The organism is Mycolicibacterium confluentis (genome assembly GCF_010729895.1).
Taxonomy (GTDB): domain Bacteria; phylum Actinomycetota; class Actinomycetes; order Mycobacteriales; family Mycobacteriaceae; genus Mycobacterium; species Mycobacterium confluentis.
The window spans coordinates 1,210,678-1,223,391 of the sequence record NZ_AP022612.1; the positions used below are offsets into that span (position 1 = coordinate 1,210,678).

A 12,714-nucleotide genomic window follows, 5' to 3' on the forward strand; every position below is an offset into this window, starting at 1 on the left:
GGAACGGATTTGACAGACAAACTCGGCCCCGGTCCGGCCTATCGGTCAGAGACCACGAGCGGGGCGAAGCCCGTTGCCGCCAGTCCTGGCCGCAACTTCGGTGCAAGAGGCTGGGCCCGCCCCCTGGCGGGCATGGTCGCGGTGGCCGCGATCCTCGCGATCGTCGTCGTGGCGGCCGGCCTGTTCCGCGGCAGCTTCACCAAGACGGTCCCGGTGACGTTGATCTCCGACCGCGCGGGCCTGGTGATGAATCCCGACGCCAAGGTCAAGATGCGCGGGGTTCAGGTCGGCAAGGTCGGCACCATCGAGTCGCTGCCCGACGGCAGGGCCAAGCTCCACCTGGAGATGGATCCCGCTGCGCTGCGCCTGATCCCGGCCAACGTCTCGGCCGACATCGCATCGACCACGGTGTTCGGAGCCAAGTTCGTCAACCTGGTTCCGCCGGATGAGCCGTCGGCCAAGCAGATGTTCGCCGGCCAGCAGCTCGAGGGCGAGCACGTCACGGTCGAGATCAACACCGTCTTCCAGCAGCTCACCCACGTGCTGGACAAGATCGATCCGACCAAGCTCAACGAGACCCTCGGCGCGATGTCGGCGGCGTTCGGCGGCCGTGGCGAGAAGATGGGACAGACGCTCAAAGACTTCAACACCCTGCTGGCCGAACTCGAGCCCAGCCTGCCGAATCTCGGTCGGATGATGGAGCTTTCGGGACCCGTCGCGGGTGCCTACGCCGATGCCTCGCAGGACCTGGTGCACACGCTGGACAACACCAGCCGGATCAGCCAGAGCATCGTCGACGAGCAGAACAACCTCGATGCGTTCCTGCTCAGTGCCATCGGATTGGCCGACGTCGGCAACGATGTCGTCGGCGGCAATCGGGAGGCGCTGTCCACGGTCCTCGATCTGCTGGTTCCCACCACCGACCTTCTCAACGAGTACGCACCGGGCCTCTACTGCGCACTCAAGGGTATGGAGTACGTGCTGTACCAGCCGCCGTCGATGGATCCCGGTGTCATGGTGAACGTCGCGTTCACCCTCGGCATCGAGCGCTACCGCTACCCGGGCAACCTGCCGAAGGTCGCGGCCAAGGGCGGCCCCAAGTGCATGGGCCTGCCGTACATCGGATACGGGCAGAAGGCCAAGTACCTGGTCACCGACACCGACGCGAACCCGTGGCAGTACGGCAACCAGGGCATCCTGCTCAACTCCGACGGCCTCAAGCAGTTGCTGTTCGGACCGCTCGACGGACCACCGCGTAACACCGCACAGATCGGACAACCGGGATGACGCGCACTAAGAGCACGCTCGTCAAATTCACGGTGTTCGCCACCGTGATGGCGGTGCTCACCGTGTTCCTGTTCATGGCATTCGGCGAATACCGCAGCGGATCCACGTCGGGCTACTCCGCGGTGTTCAAGGACGCATCCCGGCTGAAGGAGGGCGACTCCGTGCGGGTCGCCGGCGTTCGGGTGGGTACCGTGGAATCGGTTGCACTGCAACCCGATCGCAGCGTGCTGGTGAAGTTCGACGCCGATCGGGACATCAAGCTGACCACCGGCACCAATGTCGCGGTGCGCTATCTGAACCTGGTCGGTGACCGCTACCTCGAACTGATCGACACTCCGGGATCGACGCGAATCCTGCCCACGGGCTCACGGATCCCCGAGGACCGCACGGCGGCGGCGCTCGACCTCGACCTGCTGCTGGGCGGGCTTCGCCCGGTGATCCAGGGCCTCAATCCGCAGGACGTCAACGCGCTCACCTCGTCGCTGATCCAGGTTCTGCAGGGCCAGGGCGACGCACTGGACTCGCTGATGAGCAGGACGTCGTCGTTCTCCACCACGCTGGCCGACAACAACGAGGTCATCCAGCAGTTGATCGACAACCTCAACACGGTGATGGGCACGCTGGCCAAGGACGGCGACAAGTTCGACACCACCGTCGACCGGATGGAGCAGTTGGTCAGCGGGCTGTCCCAGGACCGCAGTTCGCTCGGCGAGGCCGTCAGCGCGCTCGACGACGGCACGGCCTCGATCGCCAGCCTGCTGACGCAGGCCCGGCCGCACCTCAAGGGCGACATCGAGCAGATCAACCGCGTCGCAACGCTGTTGGACGAAGGTAAGGCGACGCTGGACCGTGGCCTGCAGAAGGGGCCGGACAACTACCGCAAGCTGGCCCGGCTCGGCTCGTACGGCAGCTGGATCATGTACTACATCTGCGGACTGTCGCTCCGCGTCACTGATCTGCAGGGCCGCACTGCGGTCTTCCCGATGATCAAACAGGAAAGCGGGAGGTGCGGGGAGCCCTGATGCTGAAATACCGCGAATCAAACCTGATCCGGGCGGGGTTCATCGGCGCCATGCTGATAGTCCTGACCATCGCCGTGGGCCTGCAGCCCGAGCGCATCACACAGTGGGCCACCTCGGTGCGACACCAGGCGCTGTTCACCGAGGCCGGCGGCATCGCCGTCGGCAACGACGTCACGATGTCCGGCATCAAAGTCGGCACCGTGACCGGTGTTTCGCTGCAGAACGGCGATGCGCTGATCACCTTCACCACCGAGGGGCGTCACCCGCTGGGGTCGCAGACCACCGCGCACATCCGCACCGGATCCCTGCTGGGCGAACGTGTTCTGACCCTGGAGTCCGAGGGCAGCGGCACGCTGCGCGCGGCCGACGTCATCCCGACCACTCGCACGTCGTCGCCGTACTCGCTGACCGACGCGGTCAGCGACCTCACCTCCAACACCAAGGGCACCGACACCGAGTCGCTGAACCAGTCGCTGGACACGCTGTCGGCAACCGTCGACCAGTTGGCTCCCCGGCTCGGGCCCACGTTCGACGGGCTGAGCCGACTGTCGAAGTCCATCAACAGCCGCAACGAGAATCTGGGCGACCTGCTCAAGAGCGCCAGCGATGTCACGGTGGTGCTGGGGGAGCGCAGCCAGCAGCTGAACACGCTGATCCTCAACGCCAATGACCTGCTGGGTGTGCTCGACGACCGGCGTCAGGCGATCGTCGACCTGCTGGCCAACACCAGTGCGGTCGCCCAGCAGCTGACCGGACTGGTGGCCGACAACGAGGCGCAGCTCGCGCCGACGCTGGACCGGCTGAACTCGGTGTCCGAGGTCCTCGAGCGCAACCGCGACAACATCACCAAGATGCTGCCGGACATGAAGAAGTTCATGCTGTCGCAGGGCGAAACCCTGGCCAACGGGCCGTATTACAACGCCTTTGTGCCCAACCTGCAGCCCGCGCAGCTCATGCAGCCGTTCTTCGATTACGCGTTCGGCTTCCGCCGCGGCGTCAATGCCGGCCAGCCCCCCGACAACGCAGGCCCGCGCGCTGAGTTGCCGCTTCCCTACAACGGCATTCCTGGAGGTACGCGCTGATGGCCCGGAAACGGTGGACGGCCGTGCTCGCGGTGGCGTTGGCCGCGTTGCTCGCAGTCGGAGGCACAGTCCTCGTGCGCCAGCAGTTCTTCGGCGCCAAGACGATGAGCGCGCTGTTCGAGACGGCGACCGGCGTGTACCCGGGTGACGAGGTCCGGGTGTCCGGGGTCAAGGTCGGCACGATCAAGTCGATCGAACCGCAGGGCACCGAGACCAAGGTGGTCTTCGAGGTCGACAACGACGTGCCGATCCCCGAGGACGCCAAGGCCATCATCGTGGCGCAGAACCTGGTGGCGGCACGGTACGTGCAGCTTGCGCCGGCCTACCGGGACAGTGGGCCCACGCTGGCCGACGGCGCCCAGATTCCTCGTGATCGGACGGCGGTCCCGGTCGAATGGGACGAGGTCAAGACCCAATTGATGCGGCTGGCCACGGAATTGGGTCCGCAGAGCGGCGTCGACGGCACCTCGGTGTCACGGTTCATCGAGACCGCCGCCAACGCGATGGACGGCAATGGGGCCAAGCTGCGCGAGACCATCACGCAGCTGTCCGGGGTGTCACGCATCCTGGCCGAGGGCAGCGGCGACATCGTCGGCATCATCAAGAATCTGCAGTTGTTCCTGACCGCACTGCGGGACAGCAACGAGCAGGTGGTGTCGTTCCAGAACCGCCTCGCGACGCTGACCAGCGTGGTCGACGGCAGCCGATCCGATCTTGACGGGGCGCTGAAGAACCTCTCGGTCGCGGTCGGGGAGGTGCAGCGCTTCGTGGCGGGCACGCGGGACAAGACCGCCGAGCAGGTGCAGCGGCTGTCCAACATCACGCAGAATCTGGCGGACAACCAGATGAACCTGAAGAACATCCTGCACATCGCGCCGAACGCGTTCATCAACGGCTACAACATCTACAACCCCGACACCGGCAGCGCGGTCGGCCAGTTCGTGCTCAACAACTTCTCCAACCCGGTGGAGTTCATCTGTGGCGCCATCGGTGCGATCGAGAACACCACCGGGCCGGAGACCGCCAAGCTGTGCTCGCAGTATCTGGGTCCGGCCCTGCGTTTGGCGAACTTCAACTTGCTGCCCTTCCCGGTCGCGCCGTACCTGATGCCCGCCGCGAGCCCGAAGAACATCGAGTACTCCGAGCCGGGACTGGCACCGGGCGGGGGTGGCGGATCGCCTAAGCCGCCGGAGACGCCGCCTGCGGTCTCCGCCTACGACGGCGCGGCGCCAGGCCCCGCACCGTTCACCGGCCGTGCGCCGGGGGTGCCGCCGCCAGGTGCGCAGCAGATGTTGCCGGGTGGCGACTTCTACCCGCCGAACACGCCGAACATGGTCAACGACCTGCTCAACCCAGCAGGCGCACCGCCGGGACCGGCTCCTGAGGGGCCGCTCGCAGCCGAAGCCCCGCCGGCCCCTGCGCCCGGTCCGGCTCCGGCAGAAGGGATGCCGCCAGCATGATCGTCAGATCAGTCCGGATGGCCGTTGCGGCGGGTTCGTGCGTCGCGCTGACCACAGTGGGATGTTCGTTCCAGGGGGTGAACTCGCTGCCGTTGCCCGGTGCCGTCGGGCGCAGCGGGGACGCGCAGGTCTTCCACGCGGAGATCGCCAATGTCGCCACACTGGAACCGAATTCGCCGGTCATGCTCAACGATGTCGTGGTCGGCAGCGTGCGCAAGATGTCGGTCAAGAACTGGCACGCCGACATCGAGTTCTCCGTGCAGCCTGATGTGGTGGTGCCGGCCAACGCGGTCGCCAGCGTCGGTCAGACCAGCCTGCTGGGTTCCATGCACCTGGCGCTCAAACCGCCGATCGGGGAACCGGCCAGCGGCGAGCTTGCGCCGGGATCGACCATCGCCCTGAACAGTTCGTCGACCTACCCGTCGACCGAGCAGACGCTGTCCTCGCTGTCGACCGTGGTCAACGGCGGCGGCCTCGGTCAGATGGGCGACGTCATCCACAACTTCAGCGCCGCGTTGAGCGGCAATGAGACCGACATCCGCGAACTGCTCACGCGGTTGGATGATTTCGTCGGTGTGCTGGACGCCCAGCGGGACAACATCGTGGGCACGATCCAGTCGATGAACCGACTGTCGTCGACGTTCGCCGGTCAGCGTGATTCGCTCACGGAGGCGCTGAACAAGATCCCGCCCGCCCTGGACGTGCTGATCAAGGAGCGCCCGACGTTCACGACGGCCCTGCAGCGGCTCGGAACATTCTCTGCCACCGCGAATCAGCTGGTCAACGATTCGCAGGAGGACCTCGTCGCCAACCTGCGGAACCTGGAACCGGCGATGAAGGCACTGGCCGACGTCGGCCCGCGCCTGCCCGCCATCGTGGAGTACGCGGGGCACTTCCCGTTCACGCAGAGCTTCATGGATCGCGCGATCCGCGGCGACTATTACAACCTGTTCGCGATCATCGACCTCACCATCCCGCGGTTGAAGCGCAGCCTGTTCCTGGGCACACGGTGGGAGCAGGACGATGCGCAGTTGGTGCCCGCCCCAGGTGATCCGGCCTACCTGAACTACACCTACGACCCGCTCAAGACCGGGGCCACACCGCCTCCCGGGGCCTTCCCGCCCGAGGAGACGGGTCCGCCGCAGGCGCCGCCACCGCTGCCGGGCAACGTCGGTCCGGTGCTGCCGGTCGTGCCGCCCGCGCCGATGGCCGGGGCGCCGGTTCAGCTCGAGGCTGCCCCGGTTGAGCCCGGTCAGCCCGCGCCGATCTTCGCCGGACCGTATGCGCCACAACAGAACCCGCCTGCAGAAACCCCTGGGGGACGCTGATGCTGACACGCTTTGTCCGATCCCAGTTGATCATCTTCACCATCGCGTCGCTGGTCGGCGTGGCGGTGATGCTGTTCGCCTACATGCAGGTGCCCACACTGCTGGGGCTCGGGCGGATCACGGTCAAGATGCAGCTGCCCGCGACGGGCGGCCTGTACCAGTTCAGCAACGTCACCTACCGGGGCGTCCAGATCGGCAAGGTGACCTCGGTCGACCTGACCGCGACCGGCGCCGAGGCCACGTTGTCGCTCGAGCGGTCACCGAAGGTGCCTGCCGACCTGAAGGCCGAGGTTCGCAGCATGTCGGCGGTCGGCGAGCAGTACGTCGAACTGCTGCCCGACACCGATCAACCGCCGTACCTGGAGAACGGGTCGGTGATTCCGGTGGACCGCACCACGATTCCACAGCAGGTCGGACCGATGCTCGATCAGGTCAGTGCCCTGGTCGACACCATCCCCAGCGACAAGCTGAGCCAACTGCTCAACGAGACGTTCAACGCGTTCAACGGCACCGGATTCGACTTCGGCTCACTGTTGGACTCGGCCTCGACGATCTCGAAGGACGCGAGCGCGATCAAGGACCAGACTCGGGCCCTGCTCGACGACTCCCAGCCGTTCCTCGAGGCCCAGGCCCAGACCACCGATTCGACCCGAACCTGGGCCAGGAGCCTGGCCGGCATCACGGGGCAGGTGGCGACCAACGACAACGAAGTGCGGGCGCTGCTGCGCAGCGGACCCGGCTTCGCCCAGGAGACCTCGGCGCTGCTTCAGCAGCTCAAGCCGACTCTGCCGGTGCTGCTGGCGAACCTGACCACGATCGGTCAGATCGGCGTCACGTACAACCCGGCGATCGAACAGCTTCTGGTGCTGCTTCCGCCGTATGTCTCACAGATTCAGACCTACGCGCCGACGAACAACCCGACGGGCCTGCCCAACGGCGAATTCTCGCTGGGCCTGGGCGATCCCGCGTCGTGCACCGTGGGCTTCCTGCCGCCGTCGGCCTGGCGGTCGCCGGCCGACACCACGGTCATCGACACCCCGGACAACCTGTACTGCAAGCTGCCGCAGGATTCGCCTGTGGCGGTGCGCGGCGCGCGCAACTATCCGTGCATGAACCAGCCGGGCAAGCGTGCGCCCACGGTCGAGCTGTGCGAGGACCCCCGCGGGTATCAGCCGCTGGCGCAACGTCAGCATGTGTTGGGCCCGTATCCCTTCGACCCGAACCTGGTGTCGCAGGGTGTTCCGATCGATTCGCGAGCGCGGGCCGACGACAATATCTTCGGACCCCTCGAGGGTTCGCCGCTGCCGGTCGGTGTCGGTGCGCCGCCCGTGGCCGCGCCGCCGGAACCGCAACCGCCCGCCAGCTTCCCGGGTATGCCGCCGGGCCCGCTGCTGCCCGGTCAGCCGTTGTACCTGGAACCGCCGGTGCCTGGCCAGGCGCCGCCGCCACCCCCCAACCCGGATGCGAGTCCGCCAGCCCCGGTGGACGAACCGCGCAACCAGGTGGTGCCGGTGCCGGGTGTGGGTGACGTACCCATCGGTGAGTTCAGCGCACCGGCCGCCGCGCCGTCGGCGTTCAACGGTGCCGACGGGCCGTCGGTGGCCGTGGCGAAGTACAACCCCCGCACCGGTGAGTACATGGGCAAGGACGGCAAGCTCTACCAGCAGGCCGACCTCACCAAGCAGCCGACGTCCTGGGAGGACATGATGCCCACCTGAGGCAGGCTGAAGGACAACAGGTCTGGCCCCCGGCAGTCGCCGGGGGCCAGATCTGTCTGATGGGTGTGGCCCTTCGTGAGCAGACACAAAATCGCCCCTTTTGGGGCGATTCTCTGCGATTCCGCGTCTGCTCGCGAAAGGAACTGAGCCCTAGATCTTCTTCATGTAGAACGGGATTCGAATCACCGGCCACTGGTTGCGCCCGCACGACCCGCTGGGGCCGATGGTGCGGTCCTCGCCGGTGAACTCGTTGGTGGTGTAGGTGGGATCGAAGCGGGCGTCGCTGGACACCGGATAGAACTTGTAGGTCTGCAGACCCTCGACCGGGACGCCGTCGGCGCAGTAACGCCAGTTGGGGACCGCACGCTTGATGTACCACAGCCCGTTGGTCGTGTAGATGGGTGCCGTCCAACCCTGATCGCTGGTGACGGTGCCGGCGCAGTCGGAGGGGGAGGTGCAGGACGTGGAGATGGTCCAGGTGCTGCGTATCGACGGCTGGTCCTCGTAGCGGTCGTTGATCATCGCCCAGTCGCCGTTCGACGATGTCGCGAAGGTGCCGTTGATGCCCCACTCCTGGGCCGACGCAGGCGCGGCGCTCATCAGGCCGGCGCCGAGCAGGCCGACAGAGGCCGCCAGGGCCATGGTCTTGACACCCAAGGGGGAGGCCGACATTGAGCTGCTCCTTCGACCGGTGATAGTCACATTCTCAGAACCGGAGAATAGCACTGCCGCAGTGTCTCTCAGTGGGCATCGGCGACTTTGACGTACGACGCCTTCGAGTTGCTCAGAGGAACTCCACCTCGGAGATCTTCGGCTGGCCGCCGTCCCTGGTGAGGGTCATGGCCACGCGGAAACGCTGCGGCGCCTTCCGCTCATCCTGGGCGTTGCGGGCGACCGACTGCGCGGCCACCAGAACCACCGCGTTGTCCTCGCTCATCGACTCGACGGCCACGGCGTCGACCTTGACCTCGGTGACGACCTTGGACTGCTCCAACGCCTTGACGAGCATCTCCGACTGGGACGAGAACTCCTCTTTGAACTTCCCCGTGGAATCGTCGATGACGCGCTGCACCGACCCCTGGGCGTCGTTGAAGTCCAGCGACATGATGTTGATGGTGCCCTGCCTGGCCACCGCGGAGTACTCCGCTTCCCGCTGCCGGTCCTGGTCATGGGCGTGCCGCTGCCAGGCCATCACGCCGCTGAGTGCCAGCAGTCCGCAGATCGCGACGACGGCCACCGTGGCCAGCGCGGGCAGGGCGGCTCGCCGCCACGCGGCCGGCTTGGCCGCGGCCGGCGCATTGACCGCTTCGGCCTCGTAGTCTCGGGCCTGCTCCGACTCCTGCGCCTGCTCCGCCTCTCGCGCCTGCTCCGCCGCGACTCGGAGCTGCTCGGCGCGGGCACGGGCCTGCGCGGCCCTCTGCTCGGCGGCGCGGGCTTCGGCCAAGGCCTGTTCGGCTGCCGTGGGCTCGTGCGCCATTTCGTCCCTCTCCTCGTCGTTCAGGATGCACACTACCGTCGGGCGAAGATTCGTCGGCGACGGACCGTAGTAATCTTCTCCAAAACCGAGAGTTTCGTTTCCGCCTATGCGAAGGTGACGATGTGCGTGTGACTCGTGCTGCTGTGGCCGCAGCCGCCCCGGTGATCGTGGCTTCGATGTTGACGGCTCCGCAAGCGAATGCCGGCCCGCAGACCTGCAACGATGCGTTCTGCGTTCCAGGCATCACGCCCAACGTGGTGCTGGGTTCCTACTGTGACAACACCAGCTACTTCGTCTTCGGCACCGCGGTCGCGGGCCCGTCGATTCAGCCTGGGCGGTTGGTGTTCTGCGGTTCGCCTCGTCGTTACGAACCCCGCTGGTTCCGGTCGCCACCGATGGCGGGCATCCGCGAAGAGGGCAGCCTGTGCACCACGGAACTGAGCATGGTCGCGCAGGCACCCGATGGGCTGTTCCTGTCGTGTGTGCCGATGGCCGGTGACTCCCGCTGGCGGCGCGGCGACGCCTGACCGCTTCCACGCTTTCTCTGCGCGGCGTCATCCTCGTCGATGGCGCCGCGCAGTCATGTGGGGACCACGGTCCGTGACCGCGCTCCCGGCGGTCACGCGCCAGTCGGCGCAAGCCCGCCGCAGAAAAATGAGCAGTGCACTGCGTCGCCTGCCCTCAAGAAGGTTCAGGCGGGACGGTTTTCGGCCAAGCGCTCTACCAGGGGCGCAGCGAGCACAGCGCGCCCTTGGGCCCGCTGTCGGTGGCCACCACGACGCCGTCGACCTCGAGGGTGCAGTTGAAGGCCGGGGGTGTGAAGTTCGGCGACTCAGCGGACTGCACCGTCACCATGGCCCACATCTCCGGATCCGCCAGCGACGTCTCGAGGACCCACGGTCGGTCCGGCGCGAGGTCGACGTCGGCGCGCGGACTGAAGACGTAGGGGTTGTGGCTGTAGTCGGAGAAGACCGCGGGTTCGGTGTCGCGGTAGTAGATGTGGGACCAGATGGGGCCATCGGCGGTGACGGTGTACCGGATGTGGTGCATCACCGGGTCGGCCGCAGCCTGCGGGGCGGCGGCGAGGGCGCCGGCCATCAGGCCGAGCGCTGCAGTGGTCGCCAGGGCAGAGCGCATCGTCACATCCTCGTGAGCGTGATGGGGTAGGTGAGGCTGCCGCCGGGTGCGCCGTCGCAGCCGGCGTCGAAGGTCGAGACCATCTCGCCGGTCAGCGTGGTGGCGTCCCAGGAGTAGACGTCATGGGTGGGAATGACAGGACCGTAATAGATGTCGCCGCAGCGCAGGCCGAACGGGTCATCGATCGTCATGGTGTAGCGCCCGTCGACGAGCCACGCGTCCGCGGTGATGTAGGCCGCCTTCGCGATGGGCTGCGGGATGGTCACCACTCGGGTGCAGTCGGGGATGACGTCGGCGGCGGCGTCCTTGCAGGGCTGCACGGCCGAGAAGACCCAGGTGTGGAAGTCGCGCCGCTCCGGGATGTGCAGGTTGTAGTTGCCGAAGTACATCGCATTGGCCGGAGGGGCCACCGAGACTGCGGCCGCGGCCAGGGCGACGCTGGCCGCCGTGGTCAACACGGTCCGGATGGACTTCACGAGGCTCCTCCACGGTTGGGCTGTCCGGCTGACTATAAAACGGGATCGGAGGCCGCCGGGGCCGAAACCGGGATCCCGTCTTCGCCACACCGGAGATTGGCATTCTCGTGTGGGGAGAATAACATCATCGACCGAAGGTGAGGTGCGAGCCACTGATGCGAACGATCCCCGACGAACTCGTCCGGCGTTACCTGGAGCAGGGCTGGTGGACGTCAGACACCCTCGGCGACCTCCTGGCGCGTGAGCTGAGTGCGCAACCGCAGTTGGAGTTCCGGGTGCACTCCGCGGTGCGTCCGTACAGCGGGACGGTGGGCGAGGTCGAGAACAACGCCCGGCGCCTCGCGGCCGGGCTGCACAGGCGCGGGGTGGGGCCCGGCGACGTCGTCGCGATGCAGCTGCCCAACTGGGTGGAGGCCGCCGTGACGTTCTGGGCGTCGGCGTTCCTGGGCGCCGTTGTCGTGCCGATCGTGCACTTCTACGGCCGCAAGGAGCTGACGCACATTCTCGGCGACGCCAAGCCCAAGGTGTTCATCACCGCGGAGTCCTTCGGGCGCATGCAGTTTGAGCCTGACCTCGCCGCGGACATCGAGATCGTCGGTGTCGTGGGTGGGAACGACCCAGGTGTGGTGGGCGGTGAGAACCCGACCTTCGACGATCTGCTGGACGACGAACCGCTGCAGGGCGTCCTGCCCACTGATCCGGCCGGTCCGACGCTGTTCGCCTACACCTCGGGCACCACGAGCGCACCCAAGGGTGTGATCCACAGCCACCGCAGCCTGGTGCACGAAACGCACCAACTCGTCGGGCAGAACATGATGGACACCGGCAAGATGCTGATCGCGACACCGGTGGGGCATTTCATCGGGATGGTGGGCGCGTTGCTGATGCCGGTGCTGGCGCGGCATCCGATCCACCTCACCGACGTCTGGGATCCGGGCGTCGCGCTGAAGTTGATGCTGAGTGACGGGCTGGCGCTGGGTGGAGGACCGCCGTACTTCGTCACGAGCCTGCTCGACCACCCCGACTTCACCACCGAACACCTCGCTGGGGTGCGCACGGTCGGTCTCGGCGGTTCGACGGTCCCGATCGCGGTCACCAGGAGGCTCGCCGACCTCGGCATCAACACCTATCGCTCGTACGGCAGCACCGAGCACCCGTCGATCACCGGATCCCGTTGGGACGCAGCCGAGGACAAGCGCCTGTACACCGACGGCTGCCCGCTCTCCGGGGTGGAGGTCAAGCTCGGCGAGGATGGCGAGATCCTGTCCCGTGGGCCCGATCTGTGCCTGGGCTACACCGATGACGCCCTGACGGCCAAGGCGTTCGACGCCGACGGTTGGTACCACACGGGTGACATCGGAATCCTCGACCAGGACGGCTATCTGACCATCACCGACCGCAAGTCCGACATCATCATCCGCGGCGGCGAGAACATCAGCGCGGTCGAGGTCGAAGAGGCGCTGCTGGCGATGCCGGGAGTGGCAGAGGCGGTCGTGGTGGCCGCACCCGACCCACGGACCGGCGAGCATGCGACCGCGGTGCTGCGCATGCACTCCGGTCATGACCTCCCCTCGCTCGAGGAGGTGCGCGCGCACTTCGAGGCCTCCGGCATGGCCCGGCAGAAGTGGCCCGAGGAGCTGAAGCAGGTCGACGAGTTCCCCCGCACCGCCAGTGGCAAGGTGCAGAAGTTCAAGGTGCGCCAACTGGTCTCGAGTGGACGGTGATGT

Annotated in this window: 12 protein-coding genes; 8 read left to right on the forward strand and 4 right to left on the reverse strand. The window is 66.8% G+C overall.

The window, feature by feature from the left end; all coding sequences use genetic code 11:
- Positions 1 to 9: 9 nt before the first annotated feature.
- From G6N34_RS05830 to G6N34_RS05855, 6 genes are read left to right on the forward strand one after another with little or no spacing between them, the layout of a single operon-like run.
- On the forward strand, positions 10 to 1,287 hold the full coding sequence (locus tag G6N34_RS05830) for an MCE family protein (protein WP_085152815.1): 1,278 nt from the start codon (positions 10 to 12) through the stop codon (positions 1,285 to 1,287).
- A complete protein-coding gene (locus tag G6N34_RS05835) occupies positions 1,284 to 2,309 on the forward strand; it encodes an MCE family protein (RefSeq protein WP_085152813.1) in 1,026 nt (341 codons plus the stop codon). The genes G6N34_RS05830 and G6N34_RS05835 overlap by 4 nt, the downstream gene beginning before the upstream one ends.
- Positions 2,309 to 3,391, forward strand: coding sequence for an MCE family protein (locus tag G6N34_RS05840; protein ID WP_085152890.1), 1,083 nt, complete (start codon positions 2,309 to 2,311; stop codon positions 3,389 to 3,391). The genes G6N34_RS05835 and G6N34_RS05840 overlap by 1 nt, the downstream gene beginning before the upstream one ends.
- Positions 3,391 to 4,851: an MCE family protein gene (locus G6N34_RS05845; RefSeq protein ID WP_085152811.1), complete on the forward strand. Its 1,461-nt coding sequence runs from the start codon at positions 3,391 to 3,393 to the stop codon at positions 4,849 to 4,851. Before G6N34_RS05840 ends, G6N34_RS05845 begins: the two co-directional genes overlap by 1 nt.
- Positions 4,848 to 6,179, forward strand: a complete 1,332-nt coding sequence (locus tag G6N34_RS05850) for an MCE family protein (RefSeq protein WP_085152809.1) — start codon at positions 4,848 to 4,850, stop codon at positions 6,177 to 6,179. Before G6N34_RS05845 ends, G6N34_RS05850 begins: the two co-directional genes overlap by 4 nt.
- On the forward strand, positions 6,179 to 7,897 hold the full coding sequence (locus tag G6N34_RS05855) for an MCE family protein (RefSeq protein ID WP_085152807.1): 1,719 nt from the start codon (positions 6,179 to 6,181) through the stop codon (positions 7,895 to 7,897). The genes G6N34_RS05850 and G6N34_RS05855 overlap by 1 nt, the downstream gene beginning before the upstream one ends.
- Before the next feature lie 150 nt (positions 7,898 to 8,047).
- On the opposite strand, the gene G6N34_RS05860 is transcribed toward G6N34_RS05855, so the two are convergent.
- Both G6N34_RS05860 and G6N34_RS05865 read right to left on the reverse strand, forming a co-directional pair.
- Positions 8,048 to 8,569, reverse strand: a complete 522-nt coding sequence (locus G6N34_RS05860) for an Rv2253/PknI dimerization domain-containing protein (protein ID WP_085152805.1) — start codon at positions 8,567 to 8,569, stop codon at positions 8,048 to 8,050.
- A 112-nt stretch (positions 8,570 to 8,681) separates the two neighbouring features.
- Complete coding sequence (locus tag G6N34_RS05865; RefSeq protein WP_133057778.1) at positions 8,682 to 9,374, reverse strand: Rv1363c family protein; 693 nt, start codon at positions 9,372 to 9,374, stop codon at positions 8,682 to 8,684.
- Between the two features lie 176 nt (positions 9,375 to 9,550).
- Here G6N34_RS05865 and G6N34_RS05870 point away from each other — a divergent pair, with 176 nt between their 5' ends.
- Entirely contained in the window at positions 9,551 to 9,901 is a 351-nt protein-coding gene (locus G6N34_RS05870) for a hypothetical protein (RefSeq protein ID WP_085152888.1), read from the forward strand.
- Between the two features lie 193 nt (positions 9,902 to 10,094).
- On the opposite strand, the gene G6N34_RS05875 is transcribed toward G6N34_RS05870, so the two are convergent.
- Both G6N34_RS05875 and G6N34_RS05880 read right to left on the reverse strand, forming a co-directional pair.
- Complete coding sequence (locus tag G6N34_RS05875; RefSeq protein ID WP_085152801.1) at positions 10,095 to 10,511, reverse strand: Rv2576c family protein; 417 nt, start codon at positions 10,509 to 10,511, stop codon at positions 10,095 to 10,097.
- A gap of 2 nt (positions 10,512 to 10,513) precedes the next feature.
- A complete protein-coding gene (locus tag G6N34_RS05880; RefSeq protein ID WP_085152799.1) occupies positions 10,514 to 10,987 on the reverse strand; it encodes a hypothetical protein in 474 nt (157 codons plus the stop codon).
- Between the two features lie 155 nt (positions 10,988 to 11,142).
- Between G6N34_RS05880 and G6N34_RS05885 the strand changes: the two genes are divergently transcribed.
- Positions 11,143 to 12,711 (forward strand): AMP-binding protein, encoded by a 1,569-nt coding sequence (locus G6N34_RS05885; protein WP_085152797.1) that lies wholly within the window; start codon positions 11,143 to 11,145, stop codon positions 12,709 to 12,711.
- Positions 12,712 to 12,714 lie beyond the last annotated feature (3 nt).